At 40.1% G+C, this 20053-nt stretch carries 11 protein-coding genes, 3 pseudogenes and 1 other annotated feature; of the genes and pseudogenes, 12 read left to right on the forward strand and 2 right to left on the reverse strand.

Annotated elements, in window-relative coordinates; translation table 11 throughout:
- Positions 1-93: 93 nt before the first annotated feature.
- The 8 genes and pseudogenes from H8700_RS12445 to H8700_RS12190 all read left to right on the forward strand — a co-directional run.
- Positions 94-1113 (forward strand): annotated as a pseudogene (locus H8700_RS12445) (D-alanine--D-alanine ligase family protein); the annotation flags it as partial.
- A gap of 93 nt (positions 1114-1206) precedes the next feature.
- The gene (locus H8700_RS12450; RefSeq protein ID WP_249304760.1) at positions 1207-2577 is read left to right on the forward strand and encodes a UDP-N-acetylmuramoyl-tripeptide--D-alanyl-D-alanine ligase; all 1371 of its coding nucleotides are present in this window, start codon (positions 1207-1209) and stop codon (positions 2575-2577) included.
- Positions 2578-2600: 23 nt separating this feature from the next.
- Positions 2601-2847: a binding site (T-box leader), on the forward strand.
- Between the two features lie 92 nt (positions 2848-2939).
- Positions 2940-3959 (forward strand): phenylalanine--tRNA ligase subunit alpha, encoded by a 1020-nt coding sequence (gene pheS / locus H8700_RS06065; protein WP_022142568.1) that lies wholly within the window; start codon positions 2940-2942, stop codon positions 3957-3959.
- 171 nt (positions 3960-4130) lie between these two features.
- Complete coding sequence (gene pheT / locus H8700_RS06070) at positions 4131-6569, forward strand: phenylalanine--tRNA ligase subunit beta (protein WP_249304309.1); 2439 nt, start codon at positions 4131-4133, stop codon at positions 6567-6569.
- Positions 6570-6734: 165 nt separating this feature from the next.
- A complete protein-coding gene (locus tag H8700_RS06075; protein ID WP_249304311.1) occupies positions 6735-7253 on the forward strand; it encodes a VanZ family protein in 519 nt (172 codons plus the stop codon).
- Entirely contained in the window at positions 7231-7563 is a 333-nt protein-coding gene (locus H8700_RS06080; RefSeq protein WP_249304314.1) for a DUF6142 family protein, read from the forward strand. The genes H8700_RS06075 and H8700_RS06080 overlap by 23 nt, the downstream gene beginning before the upstream one ends.
- Before the next feature lie 151 nt (positions 7564-7714).
- The gene (locus H8700_RS06085; RefSeq protein ID WP_249304316.1) at positions 7715-8491 is read left to right on the forward strand and encodes a hypothetical protein; all 777 of its coding nucleotides are present in this window, start codon (positions 7715-7717) and stop codon (positions 8489-8491) included.
- A gap of 456 nt (positions 8492-8947) precedes the next feature.
- A complete protein-coding gene (locus tag H8700_RS12190; RefSeq protein WP_283242214.1) occupies positions 8948-10669 on the forward strand; it encodes an ammonium transporter in 1722 nt (573 codons plus the stop codon).
- Positions 10670-11021: 352 nt separating this feature from the next.
- On the opposite strand, the pseudogene H8700_RS06100 reads toward H8700_RS12190, so the two are convergent.
- Positions 11022-12287 (reverse strand): annotated as a pseudogene (locus tag H8700_RS06100) (IS110 family RNA-guided transposase).
- Positions 12288-12481: 194 nt separating this feature from the next.
- Here H8700_RS06100 and H8700_RS06105 point away from each other — a divergent pair.
- The 3 genes from H8700_RS06105 (at position 12482) to H8700_RS06110 (ending at position 17131) form a co-directional block, all read left to right on the forward strand.
- On the forward strand, positions 12482-16207 hold the full coding sequence (locus H8700_RS06105; RefSeq protein ID WP_249304322.1) for a M64 family metallopeptidase: 3726 nt from the start codon (positions 12482-12484) through the stop codon (positions 16205-16207).
- Positions 16188-16418, forward strand: coding sequence for an InlB B-repeat-containing protein (locus tag H8700_RS12555; protein ID WP_155219561.1), 231 nt, complete (start codon positions 16188-16190; stop codon positions 16416-16418). The genes H8700_RS06105 and H8700_RS12555 overlap by 20 nt, the downstream gene beginning before the upstream one ends.
- 455 nt (positions 16419-16873) lie before the next feature.
- The gene (locus H8700_RS06110) at positions 16874-17131 is read left to right on the forward strand and encodes a DUF5640 domain-containing protein (RefSeq protein ID WP_249304324.1); all 258 of its coding nucleotides are present in this window, start codon (positions 16874-16876) and stop codon (positions 17129-17131) included.
- A 179-nt stretch (positions 17132-17310) separates the two neighbouring features.
- On the opposite strand, the pseudogene H8700_RS12615 reads toward H8700_RS06110, so the two are convergent.
- Positions 17311-18322 (reverse strand): annotated as a pseudogene (locus H8700_RS12615) (IS110 family transposase).
- Positions 18323-18692: 370 nt separating this feature from the next.
- On the opposite strand from H8700_RS12615, the gene H8700_RS06120 reads away from it, so the two are divergent.
- Positions 18693-20048, forward strand: coding sequence for an MATE family efflux transporter (locus H8700_RS06120; protein WP_249304327.1), 1356 nt, complete (start codon positions 18693-18695; stop codon positions 20046-20048).
- Positions 20049-20053 lie beyond the last annotated feature (5 nt).

Consider the following 20053-nt stretch of genomic DNA (forward strand, 5'->3'; position numbering starts at 1 on the left):
GTGACAGAGAACTTTACATTTACCTTTTAGGACTCGAGAGCGGGTTTAATGTAAAGGAATGCTTATAAAATAAAATGAGAAATGAGGATGATTATGAAAGTTGTAGTATTAGCCGGTGGATTAAGTACAGAAAGAGATGTTTCTATTATATCCGGTACAAAAGTGTGTGAAGCACTCCGTGCCAGAGGACACAAGGCGATTTTGCTGGATGTTTTTTTAGGCTATCCGAAGGAATATGACATTCATACGATTTTTGATAAAAAAGACTCCTTGATTCCGGGTGAAGCCGCGATTCAGGCGGAAGATCCTGATATTGAAAAGATCAAGAAGCTGCGTACCGATGATATCAGTTGCTTTTTTGGACCAAATGTAATAGAAATCTGTAAAGCAGCAGACATTGTCTATATGGGACTGCATGGTGCAGATGGAGAGAATGGTAAAGTACAGGCGGCATTTGATGTGTTAGGAATCCGTTATACCGGTTCCGGTTATCTTGGCAGTGCTCTTGCGATGGATAAAGGAATGGCAAAGAAAATTTTTATGACAGGACAGATTCCGACACCAAAAGGATTTAGTGTTACAAAAGGTCAGGAAACAACAGTCCCGGCGGGAATCGGATATCCATGCATTGTCAAGCCTTGCTGTGGCGGATCAAGCGTTGGTGTAAGTATTGCCCATAATGAAGAAGAGTATCAGAAAGCATTAGAAGTTGGCTTTGCTTATGAAGAAGAGCTGGTGGTAGAAGAGTTTATCAAAGGCCGTGAATTTTCGGTTGGTGTGATCGCTGGGAAAAGTCTTCCGATCATTGAGATCATTCCGAAGACAGGCTGGTATGATTATAAGACAAAATACCAGTCCGGTATGGCAAATGATGTCTGCCCGGCAGAATTGTCAGAAGAATTGACAAAGAAAATGCAGGAGTATGCAGTTGCGGTATATCATATCCTCAAGCTGGAAGTCTATGCCCGTATTGATTTTTTATTAGATGCAAATGACAACATGTATTGTCTTGAAGCAAATACTCTTCCGGGTATGACACCGACAAGTCTTCTGCCACAGGAAGCAAAGGCAGTAGGTGTGGAATACGGAGAACTTTGTGAACAGATCATTGGAATTGCTTTAAAAAAGTACGAAGGCAAAAAAAAAACAATAAATAAGAGCGGGCAATATTCACAGAGTGATATGCTCCCTGTCTGGACTTCTCCGATGCAGAAAATGACATTAGAAAAGATTGCAAAAGTGTGTCATGGCAGATACTTTGGAAATGAAAGTGCAAAAAGCGAAGAAATATCCATGGTAACGATTGATAGCAGAACCGTGGAAAGAAACAGCCTTTTTGTAGCGATCAAAGGAGAACGTGTCGATGGCAATACCTTTGTTGATGGTGCGTATGCAGATGGTGCATTATGCTGTATGTCGGAAGAAGAACCAGAAGACAAGACACGTCCTTATATTGTTGTGGATTCCTGCTATCAGGCATTAAAAGACATGGCTGAACTGTATAGGACCTTGTGCCCGGTAAAAGTGGTCGGTATTACCGGAAGTGTGGGCAAGACAACGACAAAAGAAATGATCGCCTCAGTTTTATCACAGCATTTTCATGTGCTAAAGACGAAAGGTAACTTTAATAATGAAGTTGGTGTACCTTTAACTCTTTTTCGTTTGAGAAAAGAGCATGAGATCGCAATTGTTGAAATGGGAATCAGTGATTTTGGCGAAATGACACGATTGACAAAGATGGTGCAGCCGGACAGTTGTGTGATCACAAACATCGGACAGTGTCATCTGGAAAACCTGCATGACAGGGATGGTGTCTTAAAAGCAAAGACAGAGATCTTTACTCATATGAATCCGAATGGTCATATTTATCTGAATGGTGACGATGATAAACTGATCACGGTTCAGAGTGATGGAAAAAGACAGATCACATTCTTTGGCAATGGGAAAGACAACTGTGTGCGTGCCGAAAAGGTTGAAAATCTTGGACTAAAAGGAACAAAAATGATGGTTGTTACGCCGGACGAACAGTTTGAAGTGACTGTACCGGTACCGGGAAAGCATATGGTGCTTAATGCATTAGCAGCGATTGCGATCGGCCTGGATATGGGAATGACAACAGAAGAGATCGCAAAGGGCATTCGTGCATTCCGCCCGGTAGGAGGACATAGCAGTATTGAAGAAACAGCACATTTTACGTTGATCGATGATTGCTATAATGCCAATCCCGTTTCGATGAAAGCAGGGATTGATGTCTTATCCGATGCTTCCGGAAGAAAAGTTGCCATTCTTGGTGATATGTTTGAACTCGGCACAAAAGAGAGAAAAATGCATTATGAAGTAGGAGAATATGCTGTACAAAAAGGTATTGATCTGTTTATATGCGTCGGTTCTTTAGCAAAAGAGATTGCAAATGCATTAGAAAAAGCAGGTAAAGAGACAAGTGTCTTTTATTTTGCACAAAAGGAAGAAGCGATGGAAATGCTGCCTTCACTTGTCAAAGAAGGAGATACGATCTTAGTGAAGGCTTCTCACGGAATGCATTTTGAAAAGATTGTTGCAATGTTAAAAGAAATGTGATAAAGTAATGAAATGTAAATAAGTCAACGGCTATGAACATGTATAGTAGTTTGATCCGATTCATGAAGAGAGAGAATGTCATCGGCTGAAAGCATTCTTGTGTTCCCGGATAAAATGAAATTCCCATGCAAGCCGCATCTTTGAAGGAAATCTGTGTAGGAGATGCCGTAGACAGAACGTTATCTGTAAAGAAGAGTTTATGATGATTCACGATCATACGATCGTACACATAAGAAGCAGGGTGGTACCGCGGAGAAATTCGTCCCTGCCGGCACAGGCTGTAGCGTATCGCAAAGAAAGGTTGGCTGCCTGAAGCAGCCAGCCTTTTTTTGTGGGAAAATCAAATGAAAGGATATATGATCATGAAAGAAAAATTATCAAAGATTATGGATGAAGCGTTATCGCAGATTGAAGCTTCAGGAGAGTTAGAAAAGTTAAATGATATCCGTGTTGCTTTTCTTGGGAAAAAAGGAGAATTGACATCTGTTTTAAAAGGAATGAAGGATGTTGCTCCGGAAGACAGACCGAAAGTCGGTCAGTTAGTCAATGAAGCACGTACTAAGATTGAAGCAAAATTAGAAGAGAAGAAAGAAACTTTTGAAAAGAAATTATTAGAAGAAAAGTTAAAGAGTGAAACGATCGACGTAACCCTTCCGGGTAAGAAATTATCACAGGGACACCGTCATCCGAATACGATCACATTAGAAGAAGTAGAAGATATCTTCGTAGGAATGGGGTATCAGGTTGTGGAAGGACCGGAAGTAGAATATGATTACTATAACTTTGAAGCATTGAATATTCCGGCAAACCATCCGGCAAAAGATGAGCAGGATACATTCTATATCACTAAAGATATTCTGCTTCGTTCCCAGACTTCTTCGGTTCAGGTACATGAAATGGAGAAAGGAAAGCTTCCGATCCGTATGATCGCACCGGGACGCGTATTCCGTTCGGATGAAGTTGATGCAACACATTCACCGACATTCCATCAGGTAGAAGGACTTGTTATTGATAAGAATATCACATTTGCTGACTTAAAAGGAACGTTACAGGAATTTGCGGTCCGTCTCTTTGGTGAAGGCACAAAAGTTAAATTCCGTCCACATCATTTCCAGTTTACAGAGCCTAGTGCAGAAATGGATGTTACATGCTTTAAGTGTGGTGGAAAAGGATGTCGTTTCTGTAAAGGATCCGGTTGGGTTGAGATATTAGGATGTGGTATGGTTCATCCTCATGTTTTAGAAATGAGCGGGATCGACCCGGAGAAATATACCGGCTTTGCTTTTGGTATCGGCTTAGAGCGTATTGCTTTGTTTAATTATGAAATTGATGATATGAGACTGTTATATGAAAATGATACAAGATTCTTAAAACAGTTCTAATAAAGACAGAAAAGACAGTATAAATGAATAGGAAAATGGTTCCGTTTGCTAAAGCGATTGACAAAGTAATTTAGAACAGGATCGGTAAAAATGCAGTATGCTGATTGTATTAGCGTAAGGCGTATAGAGAAAAGAAAGCAGAATGGAACACATTTCAGAACGGAGGAAATTATGGATACATCGTTATCATGGATTAAAGCATATGTACCGGACCTGGATTGCACAGCACAGGAATATACAGATGCGATGACACTTTCAGGAACAAAGGTAGAAGGATTTACGGAATTTGATAAAAACTTAGACAAGATCATTGTTGGAAAGATCAATAAGATTGAGAAACATCCTGATGCAGATAAACTTGTGATCTGCCAGGTACAGATTGATGAAGAAGGAAATGAAGTACAGATCGTTACCGGAGCACCGAATGTCAAAGAAGGAGACAAAGTGCCTGTTGTATTAGATGGCGGTCGTGTTGCTGCTACGCACAAAGACGGAGCAGCCGAAAATGGAATGAAGATCAAAAAAGGAAAACTTCGTGGAGTAGACTCTTTTGGTATGATGTGTTCGATTGACGAATTAGGCTCAACGACAGATATGTATCCTGATGCGGCAGCAGATGGCATTTACATCCTGAGTGATAATCCTGAATATAAGGATGCACCGGTCGGATCCGATGCAATAGAGCTTTTAGGATTACATGATGTTTCTTTTGAATATGAGATCACATCAAACCGTGTAGACTGCTTTGGTATGCTTGGTATCGCCAGAGAAGCAGCAGCTACTTTCGGAAAAGACTTTGTGCCACCGGTTGTTACAAAGACAGGTAATGATGAAGATGTCAATGATTATATCAAAGTAAAAGTAGAAGATAACAAGCTTTGCTCACGTTATACAGCCCGTGTGGTAAAAGATATCAAGCTTGCGTCTTCTCCGGAATGGATGCAAAGAAGACTTGCTTCTGTTGGCATTCGTCCGATCAATAATATCGTTGATATTACCAACTATGTGATGGAAGAATATGCACAGCCAATGCATGCATATGATCTGGATAAGATTGAAGACAGCCAGATCGTAGTGCGCAGAGCACAAAAAGATGAGAAGTTTACAACCTTAGATGGTCAGGAAAGAGTATTAGATGATACCATGCTGATGATCTGTGACGGTAAAAAGCCGATCGGTATTGCCGGAATCATGGGTGGAGAAAACTCTATGATCACAGATGATGTTCAGACCATGCTTTTTGAAGCGGCTACTTTTGATGGAACTAATATCCGCCTATCCGGTAAAAAACTTGGTATGCGTACCGATGCACAGGCAAAATTTGAAAAGGGGCTTGATCCAAACAATGCAATGGAAGCAATGGATCGTGCTTGTCAGTTGATCGAAGAACTTGGTGCAGGAACTGTTGTCGGTGGTGCGATTGACTATTATCCGGTCAAGAAAGAGCCATTTACAATTCCATATAGTGTAGAAAAGATCAATGCATTACTTGGTACAGATATTTCAGAAGATGAAATGGTTGGTTATTTTGAAAAGATCGATCTTCCGGTTGACCGTGAGAAGAAAGAAGTATTTATCCCGACATGGAGACAGGATTTAGAGCGTCTTGCAGATCTTGCGGAAGAAGTAGCACGTTTTTACGGATATGATAAGATCCCGATGACACTTCCTTCCAGCTCGGCCACGATGGGTGGACTGTCAGATAAGCTGATCCTTGAAAATAAAGTCCGCAATGTAGTAGAAGCATATGGTTTCTGCGAGGGAATGACCTATTCTTTTGAAAGTCCGAAAGTATATGATAAGTTAAATCTTGCACAGAATGATGTGCTTAGAAAGAGCATTGTGATCAACAATCCGCTTGGTGAGGATTACAGCGTGATGCGTACTTCCGCATTAGGAGGCATGCTGACATCTTTGGCAACAAACTATAATCGCCGTAATAAAGATGTGCGTCTGTATGAGCTTGCCAATGTTTATCTTCCAAAGCAGCTTCCATTAACAGAACTTCCGGATGAACGTGTTCAGCTTACTATGGGAATGTATGGAGAAGGTGATTTCTATGCGATGAAAGGTGTGATCGAAGAGATTTTAACACGTTTAAGCCTCAAAGGTACGGTAACATATGATCCTGCAGCACAGAAGAGCTTTTTACATCCGGGAAGACAGGCTAAAGTTATATATGAAGGAAAAGAGATCGCATATTTTGGTGAAGTTCATCCAACTGTCTTAAAGAATTTTGCAATCGGTCAGAGAGCATATGTTGCGGTTGTGGATCTTGCTGAATTGATCGCCATGCCAAAAGAAGCTGTCAAATACACCGGAGTTGCTAAATTCCCGGCAATGACGCGTGATATCAGTCTGATGATGAAGAAAGAGCTTTTAGCCGGTCAGGTAGAAGAAGTGATCCGTAAAAAGGGAGGTACATTAGTTGAAAGTTATGAACTTTTTGATGTTTATGAAGGTGCACAGATCCAGGAAGGTTATAAGTCTCTCGCATATAAGATCGTATTCCGTGCAAAAGACCGTACTTTAACAGATGAGGAAGTAACAAATGCTATGAATAAGATCATTACCACATTAGAAGAAATGGGAGCTTCTTTGCGTAAATAAGCTCTTTACGAAGTTAAGACAATGGTATATAATACAAAATAAGCAAAAGATGTAGGCAGTGCTGGATTTCATTTGGCACTGCCTTTATACAGTTTCCGGCATTGTATATGCCGGAAACTGTATAAAGGCAGTATGAAATAGAAGAAGATAGAAACGGGGATTATCATGAAGAAAAAACATAGAAGAATGCTTCATATTCTGTCCTGGATGGGATTTATTATCTATTTATTTATGATGGTATATTTTCTTTTTTTCAGCGAGCAGCTTGGCAGAACACCAAGCCGGACATATCATTATAATTTGGTCCCGCTTGCTGAGATCAAGAGATATCTGAATTATATAGATACGATCGGGTTTTTGTATGTTATGTTAAATCTTGCAGGCAATGTGATCTGTTTTATGCCGTTAGGCTTTGTATTACCGATCTTATCAAATCATAGATGGGGCTTCTTTCGGATCACCTTGATCAGTGCATTGGCATCGCTTTGCGTGGAACTGGTACAGCTCGTATCAAAGCTTGGTTCCTGTGATGTCGATGATATTATTTTGAATACTTGTGGCGGAATGATCGGTTATGCAGGGTTCTGTATCTGTAAAAAGGCATATCATATCTATGCAAAACATAGAAAAAAACAACACAAAAAAGGAAAAGAGGGTTTTTATGAGCAAAAAGAGAAGAAATAAAAAATCATTACATCTTACAGATAAAAAGCATCCGATGTTAGCAATTATTGCTACCGGGCTTGGCTTTCTTTCTATTGTTTTGTTTTTCGCCTTTTGTATCCTTTCCGGAACACAACAAGGAAAAGCCGGATTGTTGATCGGTCTCGGTGGCTTTATTTGTATCATCATTAGTGGAATCGGTTTTTTAGCGGCATGGGCAAGCCTGCATCAGGAAAATATCCGTCCATTGTTTCCGACGATCGCATCGGTTGTCAACGGACTTTCGGTTGTGTTTTATTTTGTCCTGTATATTTATGGAATGATCCTATAAAAAGTATTAGAAAAGAATGCGAATTATTTGGGTAGATAAATCAAGAGAGGTGCGATAGACTTTCTTTCCATAGGTCAATATAATATGTACTCTCGAATTTTTTGTTCAGAAAATTCCGAGAGTACATTAATATGCAAAGGAGGAATCTCATATGGCAATGCAATTTTCCAAAGAAGATCAGGAAAAGTTAAAGAATGATAAATCCGAGATTTATCGTAAGCGGACAGAAGAAACGAATCGTGAGGATGTGGAAAATTTATCGAAAAAAGGAAAATGGGAATATTTTAAGCAATATTATTTAAAAGGATTGATCGTTGTCATTGTGGTTGCGGTTTTGTTAATAGCAGGGGCGATTCAGGCAGCGACAAAGAAAGCGGCGACCTCCCTTTATATTGCGGTACAAAAAGATATTATCAATGAAGAAGATGTGCCTGCCTTAGAAAGTGCGATCGGCAAATATCTTGGCATGGATCCAAAAGATGAAGTTGTAAAAATTGATGTCTCACCGGATGATAAGCAGCTTCAGGCCTATTTTTATGCCGGAACGGCTGATATTTTGATTGCGGACGAAAAGACATTCCAAAAGTGGGGGGAATCAGAGTATTTTTTTGATTCCAATACAAGTAAAAAAGTTGCTTTTTACAAAAACTATGATGAAAAATACCAATTCAAGACGCAATATATCACCGGTGAGGATATTTTGAATAATACAAAGACAGAAGCCTCTGATACAAAAGCCAGTGATAAGACAGAATATAATTGCGGTATTTATTTAAGTGACAGTCAGAAATATCGTCAGATGGGCGGTCAGTTAGACAAACCGGTTCTTGGGATCGCAACATCGACAAAGCATATCGAATATGCCACACAGTTTGCAAAATATATGATGGATAACAACAAGAAAATGGATTTTAAAAAGAGTGAATAAAGGGCTGAATTGTTTTTACTGAATTGAAAAAACAGGCATAGAAAGACAGCGTGTCAGATACCGTTTTTTTGCTTTTTGTGGATATTCTTAATATCATTAAGTAAAATAAAATCAAAAAAATTAAAAAATAACTGTTGACAGATGAAAACTTTTGTATATAATAATGAGTATGACAAAGGTGTCACGGAGTTCCGTGGCACCTTTTCTGTTTTACTTGAAGTAAAAGCACTCTGAAAAGATGCGTGATATGCGATTGGAATTTCATACTGATAAAAAGAATGAGATTATGACGCAGCTTTCATAATATGTCCGGACAACAATTTATGAAAAGCCAGAAAGGAAGACTTGAAAAAGAACAGAAAGTCCCTTTTTGGAACACCGAATGATCTTGGCGAAATGCCGGAGTTAATTGGGAAAAATATGAAACGATAGTGGATAATGAAGGAGGCAATTATTATGGATGCTAACAGTGTAATATTTGGTGTGTGGTTCCTGATCGGTGCTGCATTGGTATTCTGGATGCAGGCAGGATTTGCAATGGTGGAAGCTGGTTTTACCAGAGCAAAGAATGCAGGTAACATTATTATGAAGAATCTGATGGACTTCTGTATTGGTACAGTAATGTTCATTCTTATCGGTTTTAGCTTATTATTAGGTGAAGATTTTGTCGGTCTGATCGGTAAACCGGGATTTGACATTATTACTTCTTATAAGGATTTTGACTGGTCAAGTTTTGTATTTAACTTAGTATTCTGTGCGACAACCGCTACAATCGTATCCGGTGCGATGGCAGAAAGAACAAAATTCTTATCATATTGTATTTATTCAGCAGTGATTTCCGCATTTATCTATCCGGTAGAAGCACATTGGATCTGGGGCGGTGGCTGGTTATCCCAGTTAGGTTTCCACGACTTCGCAGGATCATGTGCAATCCATATGGTAGGTGGTATCTCAGCATTGATCGGTGCAGCAATCCTCGGACCTCGTATTGGTAAGTTCAGTAAGAGAACAGGAAAGCCACATGCTATACCGGGTCATAACTTAACAATCGGTGCACTTGGTGTATTTATCCTCTGGCTTGGCTGGTATGGATTTAACGGTGCAGCTGCTACATCTGTAGATCAGTTGGCATCCATCTTCGTAACAACAACGATCGCTCCGGCAATCGCAACAGTAGTATGTATGATCTTTACATGGATCAAATATGGTAAGCCTGATGTTTCAATGTGTCTGAATGCTTCTTTAGCAGGTCTGGTAGCAATCACGGCTCCTTGTGATGTAACAGATGCAATGGGCGCAACCGTGATCGGTGCAGTTGCAGGACTTTTGGTTGTATTTGGTGTATGGTTATTAGATTATAAGTTGAAAGTAGATGATCCGGTCGGTGCAGTTGCCGTACATATGATGAATGGTATCTGGGGTACTTTTGCAACAGGTCTTTTCGCAACAAAGACTGCTCCGGGCAGTGAGATCAATGGTCTGTTCTATGGCGGTGGATTTAAGCAGTTAGGACTTCAGTGTGTTGGTATTCTTTCCGTAGCAGCATGGACAGCAGTAACGATCACAATTGTATTCTTAGTGATCAAAGCAACCGTAGGCCTTCGTGTATCAGAAGAAGAAGAATTAATGGGCTTAGATGTAAAAGAACATGGTTTATCTTCTGCTTATGCAGACTTTATGCCAGCCGGCAATATGTTCTACTCAGCAGGTACATCAATTGAGACATTACTTGGTGATGTTCCGGTTGACAAAGCAATAGAAGTGGTTAAGAGAACAACTCCTGCGGCTACGAAAAAGCCGGTCGAAGTCGATACCAATGCACCTAAACTTTCTAAGGTTACAATTATTTGTAAGCAGAGCAAGTTTGATGATCTGAAGTATGCATTGAATGAGATCGGTGTCAGTGGTCTTACTGTAACACAGGTACTTGGCTGTGGTACACAGAAGGGTATGACGACAAAATATCGTGGTGCGGAACTGGATGTTGTATTACTTCCTAAGATCAAGATCGAAGTTGTTGTCAGCGCAGTTCCTGTTGACGAGGTCATTGAGACAGCGAAGAAAGTACTTTATACAGGTAATATCGGTGATGGTAAGATCTTCGTATTTGATGTGGAGGATGTTGTAAAGGTTCGTACCGGTGAAGTAGGATTTGATGCTTTACAGGGTGATGATTAATACGCATAGCATAATATAAAACTCCTTTTTGCCCGGTTGTATAGAAACAATCGGGTGAATAGGAGTTTTTTTGATTTCGCGAAAAAACTATTGTGAATGATAAGGAAAAAGAGTATAATTGATTAACGCCAAACTCGGCAGAAAGAATTGTCGGGTTTTGCTTTCGTAAAAAAGATTTCCCGAAAAGAAAAAATTTTAATGAGAAGTAGGGATAAAAATAAAGTCCAGCTAATAAATGTCAATAATTAAATGAGAAAAAATTATTTTGTTTTCTGACTAAAAAAGGGCGGACTTTCCCCTTGGTGAAAATATCGTTTTTTGAAAGATATTGATTCATTGGGTTCATAGTATTTTATGCAGCTATGTCGCATTTAGCAGCATTGTATTGTTTGATATGCTCCTGAGGAGCAATGATTTTGAATGGTTTGTTGTCTCTGAGTATTGCAAATATCATATTGCATACCTTATGTGAAACAGCTCCCATTGCTACGAGCTTTGGTTTTGAGCCACACTTATTGAGGTAGTACTCACGAAGAACTGGATTTTTAGCTTCTCCATTACGGGAGATACTGATGCTTTGTAGGGTTAATGTGTGAATAACACGTCTAGCTATGGCAGAATCACGCTTAGACATTTGAACCTTGGTGCCTTCAAATTTACCGGATTGTTTTACTGCTGGATCAAGACCAAAATAAGCGAAAAGTTGTTTGGGCTTTGAAAATGCTGAAAAGTCACCGATCTCGCCCATAATGGATACAGCAGACAAGAAACCAGCACCTTTGAATGTTTCAATCAAATGAATCTGCTTGACAAAGTCAGCATCTTCATTAGCATCAACAAGCTCGTGGAGCGATTCAAGAATGCTGTTGATTTCTTCATCATATTTACGTATGAAGCTGATATAAAGGCGAATACGCTTGATGTTGCTTTCTATGATGTAGCCAAACTGATTTGCATCAGTTGCCGCCTGAATTATGGCATTATACTTATTTTGAGCATATGTAAGCCCAAAGCGAGCGGTTGATCTGATGATATCAATAATCTCTTGCTTGTCTGCTTCAAGAAAAGCTGATGGAGATGTATAAGTTTCCAACAATGTAAGAGAAGTGTTGATAGTAACCTTGGAAAAGATGCCAAGATACTGAGGAAACGCCATGCGTAATTCGCCCTGAAGCTTATTCACATAAGCACTGCGGTTATCCATTAGATCATAGTATTCGCGACACAGGTTACGACAGTTTAAGGCAAGATCAGATGGCATAAGAGAAACCTTTAGATCAGGTTTTAAACCAACCAACGCAGCTTTTTTAGAATCAAATCGGTCATTATGCACTTTTCGTATGTTGATATTTGTGCTATTCTTAGTGATGATAGGATTAATAACCGAGCAGTTAAAACCCTTATCACGAAGATAGCAGAAGAGTGGGTAATGATAAATTCTCGTGGATTCGAGGAAAATGCGACTTTCCAAAGAATATAACTCTTCTGCTTCTTTTATTTTAGAAACAGCGGTTGTAAGGGAATCAATACTGTTATGTAGGATTTTGTGAGGTTTTCCTACGAATTGTTGATTTGGAAGTGCTATAGACATCTATGAAAAATCAGCACCGACATCAATACCAACTTTGTCCTATCCTAAGAGATAATACCTTATGTTTTCGATGGTGTCTATCAGGAACCGTCAGACAAGATAATTATTTAAGATAACATCTGATAAAGGAAGAACCCCTTCTTCTGTTATCTGATTTATAGAAACTTATTAACCAAGTAGTCTTGATTGACTACATCATTATTATACTAGGAGGTTCCTTAATGACGAAAAAAATAACCGTAATATTCTTGGCATTGTGCATGGCAATTTCCGTTTTTCCGATGACCATTCAGGCGGCATCAAAGCCCGATATTAAAGTTGGCGACTATGTTAAAATGGGCGCGTATAACAATGCCTCAATTCTTTGGCGATGTGTAAGCATTGACAATAACGGACCGCTTATGCTTGCAGACAAAATTGTTGACACCCTTGCATATGATGCCAAAACAAATGACAACAGCAATTCAAAATCACACAGCAGAAGCTATAAGCGTGATGATTACGGTTCTAACTATTGGAAAGACAGCAATATGCGTTCTTGGTTAAATTCGACCGCAGCTGAAGGCAAAGTCGATTGGCTTTGCGGCAACCCTCCGAAAGACGGATATGTAAGCGGTGTGGGAGCGTACAACGAAAAAGCGGGTTTTCTCAACGCTTTTTCAAAATCTGAAATTGCGGCAATGAAAACCGTTACCCAGCGTTCTCTCGTTTCTCATCCCGAATACAACAAGGGCATAGTTGATGGAGACGCAAATTCGGATTTGTTATACTACACCGATATTTCGGAAGCGGTGGCAAACTACGACAGTTCATATTTTGAAACTACAACCGAAAAGGTTTTTCTTCTTGATGTAAAGCAGGCTAATGCCGTGTGGAAAAATCTCAAAGGTTATTATGTTGCGTATAATAATGACGGTATGGCTTGGCCTTATTGGCTTCGCACTCCTGTTACCGATTGCAATCACGATATGCGTTATATCAGTTCATCGGGTCAGGTCGGTCGTTATGCTCCGCGGTATTCCGATTTGGGCGTAAGACCTGCATTTTATCTCGATTCCGAATATTTTGTTATAACTTCCGGCAGCGGCTCACAAAGCAGTCCTTATATCGGCTCTGCTCCAAATAAGCAAGAGGATGATTATACAATTTCGGAACCTGCCGAGGACGCAAATCCCGATTGGAATGTCAGCACCGAGCAAAGCATTCAGCTCACCCTCGGCCCGTGGTATTCAAATGACGGAAAATATTCTAATCCTACCATCCCTGTTTATACCATCCAAAAAACACGTAGCGACACGGAAAATATGGTTGTTGTCGTTTGCGGCGAGGGATACACAAAAAGTCAGCAGGGCAAATTCATCAATGATGTCAAACGACTTTGGCAGGACGCTATGAAATATGAACCGTATCGCAGTTATGCCGACAGATTCAATGTTTACGCTCTTTGCACAGCTTCCGAATCGACTTTTGACAATGGTGGAAGCACCTTCTTTGATGTTATAGTCGACAAATATAATTCGCCTGTTATTTCTAATAATCTCCACGGAAGTCAGTGGAAAAATCATATTTTTGAGAGATGTATCGGTCCTGAATTTATCGAGAAAATTCACGATGCTCATATCAAAAAAAAGTGTGATCCAAACACAATTCCGTCCGGTTCGGAATATGAGCCTTATTATTATGTTCACGATTATATTGCTCAGTTCGCTATGGTTGTAAACACAAAATCAGATTTCGGCGGTGCTTATAATAACCGTGAATACGGCTTCCATTATTTCATTTCGCCATCAGACAGTTATCGTGCGTCAAAAACTTTTGCACACGAGTTTGGACACGGTTTGCTCGGTCTCGGTGATGAATACAGTAACGGATATTTGCTTGACGATAAGGAACTTAAATCACTCAATCTTTCCTCGGTTGAAGACCCGGAAAAGATAAAATGGCGACAGCTTTTAGGTTTTAGAAACACATATACCTGCCGCAATGCTTACGGCTCAAAAATGCTTGTTTCAAATTATGAGTGCATAATGAGAGACACAAACTATCAATTCTGTGAGGTTTGCCGTTTGCAGGGCTTCAAGCGAATGTCTCAGCTTGTTAAGGATGTAGACCTTTATGTTGCAACTCCCGAGGTTAAGGAATATACGGGCGCTTATTCAAAGCCGTCTGATTTTACCGACCTTGAAACAAGTTCATATTATAATTACACATATAATCGCAATGACCGACTTTTGAGCGGCAACAGCAAAAGCAGATTTAATACTAATATGAACGGTAAAAAAATCGAGCTTAGAACTGTTATTCAAAACATTTCAGATAAAAATGCACGACAATTAAAATTCAAAATGTGGATTAAGCACTCCGACGGAAGCGTTGCGACCGATTCATCGGGGAATCCGCTTCAAACAGTACAAACCTTTGACATTCCTGTTTGGAATGATAAGGCAAATTTCTGGCCGCTCGGTGCTTTGGATCACATCAAAAGCGACTTTAATTCAGGCTTAAAGAGTTGCTCGCTTATTTATCAAATTCCGTCTGATGCACAGCTTAAGAGCGGCGATACCGTGGCATTTCAGGTGCTCGATGAAAACGGAAATGTGCTTGCAGACGACAATACGGAAACACAGCGCTACACAACCGTTTCAATTCAGTATAAATTTGAGGACGGCTCTGAAATTCCAAACACTGCCGGCGGAACATTTACCGTGCCATACGGCACAAAGCTTGATTTAACACCGGCAAAAACACTTTATGATTATGAATTTATAAAGGTTGACGGCTTGAATAAGCCTATTGTTTCGGACGGAACGGTTGTTACATATTATTACAAAAATAAAAACGAAGAACACACTCACAATCTGACTTTGGTTGCTGCGAAAGCTGCCACCTGCACTACTGCGGGCAATTCCGCATACTACACCTGCGATGGCTGTGACAAGTGGTTCGCAGATGCAACAGGATCGGTAGAAATTACCGATAAAACCAGTGTGAAGATTCCGGCTCTCGGACATACCGCAGGCACAGAATGGAAGTCTGATGATACTAACCACTGGCATGAATGTTCTCGTTGCCACGACAAAAAGGACGAAGCGGCTCACGATTACGGTTCTGACAATGTTTGCGACACCTGCGGATATTACAAAACTGTACCGCACACTCACAATCTGACTTTGGTTGCTGCGAAAGCTGCCACCTGCACAGAGGGCGGTAAGGAAGCATACTACAAGTGCGAAGGTTGTGGCAAGTTCTATGAAGATGTACTCGGTACAAAGGAAATAACCGACCTTGCATCTTGGGGCAATATTGCTAAGATTGCCCACACCACAAAGCAAACCGTAACAAAGGCAACCCCAACAGCAAACGGCAAGATAGTAAATTACTGTTCGGTATGTAAGAAAACTCTTTCAACAACAGTAATTCCAAAGGCATCAAGCATAAAGCTTAAAGCAACATCATTAACATATAACGGAAAGGTTAGAACACCTAAGGTTATTGTTAAGGACAGAACAGGAAAGACACTTGTTAAGAATACTGACTATACTGTGTCTTATGCAAAAGGCAGAAAGTATGTTGGCAAGTACGCAGTAAAGATTACCTTTAAGGGTAAATACAGCGGAACAAAGACGCTTTATTTCACAATCAAGCCAAAGGCAACAAGTATTTCCTCACTTAAAGCAGGTTCAAAGAAGTTTACAGTAAAGTGGAAGAAGCAGGCTACACAGACAACAGGCTATCAGGTACAGTACAGTGCCTCAAGTAAATTCAGCAAGGCTAAGACCGTAACAGTAGGCAAGAATACAACAGTATCAAAGAAAATTTCAAAGCTTTCGGGCAAGAAAAAGTATTATGTAAGAGTTCGCACCTATAAGAAAGTTAAGATTAACGGCAAATCCATAAGGATTTATTCAGGCTGGTCAAAAGCTAAGACTGTTACAACAAAGAAATAAAAACTATACCGTTACCTTTGATTCTGCCGGTGGCTCTGCAGTAACGACTCAGACTATCGAAGAAGGTCAGAAGGCAACCAAACCTGCCGCTCCTACCAAGTCTGACGATACCACCAAGCCTTCGGATGATGTTCAGAATCCGCAGACCGGCGACAACAGTATGAGTGGCTGTGGATCGCTCTGCTGTTCGTCAGCGGCTTCGGAGTTGTGACAACTACTGTTTATACTAAAAAAGAAAATCTGTGAAATAACAGATAGCTAACCATTTAAGGATGGCGGTAGCGGAGCTTCCGCTGCCGCCTTTTCCTTACGAAAAGGATTTCTTCGGAAGTCCCTTTCCGAAAGGCGGCAAAAAAAGCGCTTTGCCGATTTTCGGAAAGAAATCGAACAAGGAGAAATCAAATGGACGAACAAGAAAAAGAAATTGAAGAAATACTCAGAACATTTGACAAAGCACCTTCGCCTTCGTCAGAGAATAGTGTTCAAAATCAAGCATAGCAAAACAATAAGCAGCCTCGGCAAATTTCCCAAAAACCAACTGACACCGAACGGATTGCCCGCACATCAAATCAAACAGAATACAAAAGACAAGCTCAGTCAAGCAAAGGCAGGTATCTCTCCCCTACACGCAAAACCGCAATAAAGCGAAGAAAAAGGCAAAGAGCTGTGATTGTTTCGTTATTAGCACTCCTTTTTGTTGTTCTGATTATTGTGCTGATTTGTAAAGGCTGCTCCGGCAGAACAGATGCGCTTGCCGGCAAATGGGATTTTGATGGGACTACTGCCTATGAATTTGATGGCAAAGGCAGCGGTGCAATGCTCCTCATCCTTGCAGATTATGATTTTACCTATGAAATCAAGGACAATCAGCTATCAAGAAGAATGCCCATTTGTTCTTCATATAGGAAATCGTCGAATGATTAAGTCCAGCTAATAAATGTCAATAGTTAGATGTGAAAAAAATTATTTTGTTTTTTGACTAAAAAAGGGCGGACTTTCCCCTTGGTGAAAATATCGTTTTTTGAAAGATATTGATTCATTGGGTTCATAGTATTTTATGCAGTCATGTCGCATTTGGCAGCATTGTATTGTTTGATATGCTCCTAAGGAGCAATGATTTTGAATGGTTTGTTGTCTCTGAGTATTGCAAATATCATATTGCATACCTTATGTGAAACAGCGCCCATTGCTACGAGCTTTGGTTTTGAGTCACACTTCTTGAGATAGTATTCGCGAAGAACTGGATTTTTAGCTTCTCCATTACGGGAGATACTGATGCTTTGTAGGGTTAATGTGTGAATCACACGTCTAGCTATGGCAGAATCACGCTTAGACATTTGAACCTTGGTGCCTTCAAATTTACCGGATTGCTTTACTGCTGGATCAAGACCCAAATAAGCGAAAAGTTGTTTGGGCTTTGAAAATGCTGAAAAGTCACCAATCTCACCCATAATGGATACAGCAGACAAGAAACCAGCACCTTTAAATGTTTCAATCAAATGAATCTGCCTGACAAATTTGCTATCTTCATTTGAATCAACAAGCTTATGGAGCGATTCAAGAATGCCGTTGATTTCTTCATCATATTTACGTATGAAGCTGATATAAAGGCGAATACGCTTGATGTTGCTTTCTATGATGTAGCCAAACTGATTTGCATCAGTTGCCGCCTGAATTATGGCAGTTTAGAGCAAGGTCTGATGGCATAAGCGAAACCTTTAAATCAGGTTTCAAGCCAACTAAAGCAGCTTTTTTAGAATCAAAACGATCATTATGTACTTTTCGTGTGTTGATGTTTGTGTTATTCTTAGTGATGATAGGATTAATAACCGAGCAGTTAAAACCCTTATCACGAAGATAGCAGAAGAGTGGGTAATGATAAATTCCCGTGGATTCGAGGAAAATGCGACTTTCCAAAGAATATAACTCTTCTGCTTCTTTTATTTTAGAAACAGCGGTTGTAAGGGAATCAATACTGTTATGTAGGATTTTGTAAGGTTTTCCTACGAATTGTTGGTTTGGAAGTGCTATAGACATCCATGAAAAATCAGCACCGACATCAATACCAACAGAGATGAATAAATCATCGAGATTAAAGAAAATTTTGTTTGACATGAGCAATAGCTCCTTTCTGATAGGAATCCATTTCCAACCTGGCAGGTACACAACCTAGCACGTTATTCGGGTATAGCCTTCCGGCTCCCAACCAGCTAAAACATAAAACCCTGTCGAATGGACTAATTGACTTAATTACAGGTATCCACTGATAATCAGTGTCCCAAGGAGAAATACATTCTTTGCCCTATCCTAAGAGATAATACCTTATGTTTTCGATGGTGTCTATCAGGAACCGTCAGACATGATCATTATTACGGATAACATCTGATAAAGGAAGAACCCCTTCTTCTGTTATCTGATTTATAGAAACTTATTAACCAAGTAGTCTTGATTGACTACATCATTATTATACTAGGAGAAATGATTTATGACAAAATCAATGACAAGTGGAAATCCGTTGAAACTGATGATTCAATTTGCATTTCCTTTATTGTTGGGAAATCTGTTGCAGCAGACATACAATATCATTGATGCTGCAATTGTCGGGCAGTGTCTTGGTGCAAAAGCGTTGGCAAGTGTAGGGGCGAGCAGCAGCGTCCAATTTCTGGTGCTTGGTTTCTGTATGGGAAGCTGTGCAGGGTTTGGTGTACCAATCGCAAAATATTATGGTGCAAATGATTCAGACAGAATGCGTAATTCTATTTTTAACGGTGCTTTTTTGACGATAGTGATCGCTGTTATACTGACGACAGCATGTTCTTTGTTATGTCCGCAGATTTTACACATTTTATCGGTACCGGAAGATATTTATCAAAATGCATATGCCTATTTGATCATTATTTTCTTAGGTATGCCGTTTACATTGTTATATAACTATTTATCTAGTGTATTAAGATCAGTAGGAGACAGCAAGACACCATTTCTTTTTTTAGCAATATCTGTTGTCTTGAATATTTTTTTGGATGCATTTTGTATTCTTGTCTTAAAATGGGGCTGTGCTGGTGCAGCGATCGCGACGATCACATCACAGGCTGTCAGCGGTATTTTGTGTCTGCTTTTTATATTACATCGCTTAGATTTTTTGTGCCTGAAAAAAGAGAACCGCCACTTACGCTTTGCTCCTATCAAAGAGCTGCTTTCGATGGGGCTTCCGATGGGATTACAGTTTTCGATCACAGCGATTGGCAGTATGGTGATGCAGTCGGCAAACAATGGTCTGGGAAGTGTCTGTGTATCAGGATTTACAGCTGGTATGCGTATCAAACAGTTTACTATGTGTCCGTTTGATGCGATCGGTACGGCAGCCTCTGTTTTCTGTAGTCAGAATTATGGTGCTGCCAAACCGGACCGTATCCGGAAAGGTCTTTGGCAAAGTATGCTTGTAGCGGTTGTATATGGCATTGTGGCAGGATTGATTATGATCTTTGCCGGAAGAACGCTTTCCATGATCTTTGTGGGCAAAGAAGCAGTTGATGTATTGGATGCATCGGGAAAATATTTACGATGTATGGGCTTCTTCTACTGGAGCCTTGGAATCTTAAATGTCAGCAGAATGGTAACACAGGGACTTGGCCATTCGATGCGTGCAGTCATTTCCGGTGTGACGGAGATGCTTGCACGTTCGATCGTGAGCCTTTGCTTTGTTGGCTCTTTCGGCTATACAGCAATCTGCTTTGCAGATCAGACAGCATGGGTGTCAGCGTGCTTTTACATTTTTCCAACCTGTCTGTATTGTGTGCATAAAACAACGAAAAAGTTAATGAAACAGCAAAATGTGCAATAAATTGT

The organism is Jutongia hominis (assembly GCF_014384965.1).
Taxonomy (GTDB): domain Bacteria; phylum Bacillota; class Clostridia; order Lachnospirales; family Lachnospiraceae; genus Butyribacter; species Butyribacter hominis.

Excerpts from the sequence above, each read along its gene's own strand:
- H8700_RS12450 (WP_249304760.1), top strand. The coding sequence starts at position 1,207 with ATGCAGAAAATGACATTAGAAAAGATTGCAAAAGTGTGTCATGGCAGA.
- pheS (WP_022142568.1), top strand. The coding sequence starts at position 2,940 with ATGAAAGAAAAATTATCAAAGATTATGGATGAAGCGTTATCGCAGATT.
- pheT (WP_249304309.1), top strand. The coding sequence starts at position 4,131 with ATGGATACATCGTTATCATGGATTAAAGCATATGTACCGGACCTGGAT.
- H8700_RS06075 (WP_249304311.1), top strand. The coding sequence starts at position 6,735 with ATGAAGAAAAAACATAGAAGAATGCTTCATATTCTGTCCTGGATGGGA.
- H8700_RS06080 (WP_249304314.1), top strand. The coding sequence starts at position 7,231 with ATGAGCAAAAAGAGAAGAAATAAAAAATCATTACATCTTACAGATAAA.
- H8700_RS06085 (WP_249304316.1), top strand. The coding sequence starts at position 7,715 with ATGGCAATGCAATTTTCCAAAGAAGATCAGGAAAAGTTAAAGAATGAT.
- H8700_RS12190 (WP_283242214.1), top strand. The coding sequence starts at position 8,948 with ATGGATGCTAACAGTGTAATATTTGGTGTGTGGTTCCTGATCGGTGCT.
- H8700_RS06105 (WP_249304322.1), top strand. The coding sequence starts at position 12,482 with ATGACGAAAAAAATAACCGTAATATTCTTGGCATTGTGCATGGCAATT.
- H8700_RS06120 (WP_249304327.1), top strand. The coding sequence starts at position 18,693 with ATGACAAAATCAATGACAAGTGGAAATCCGTTGAAACTGATGATTCAA.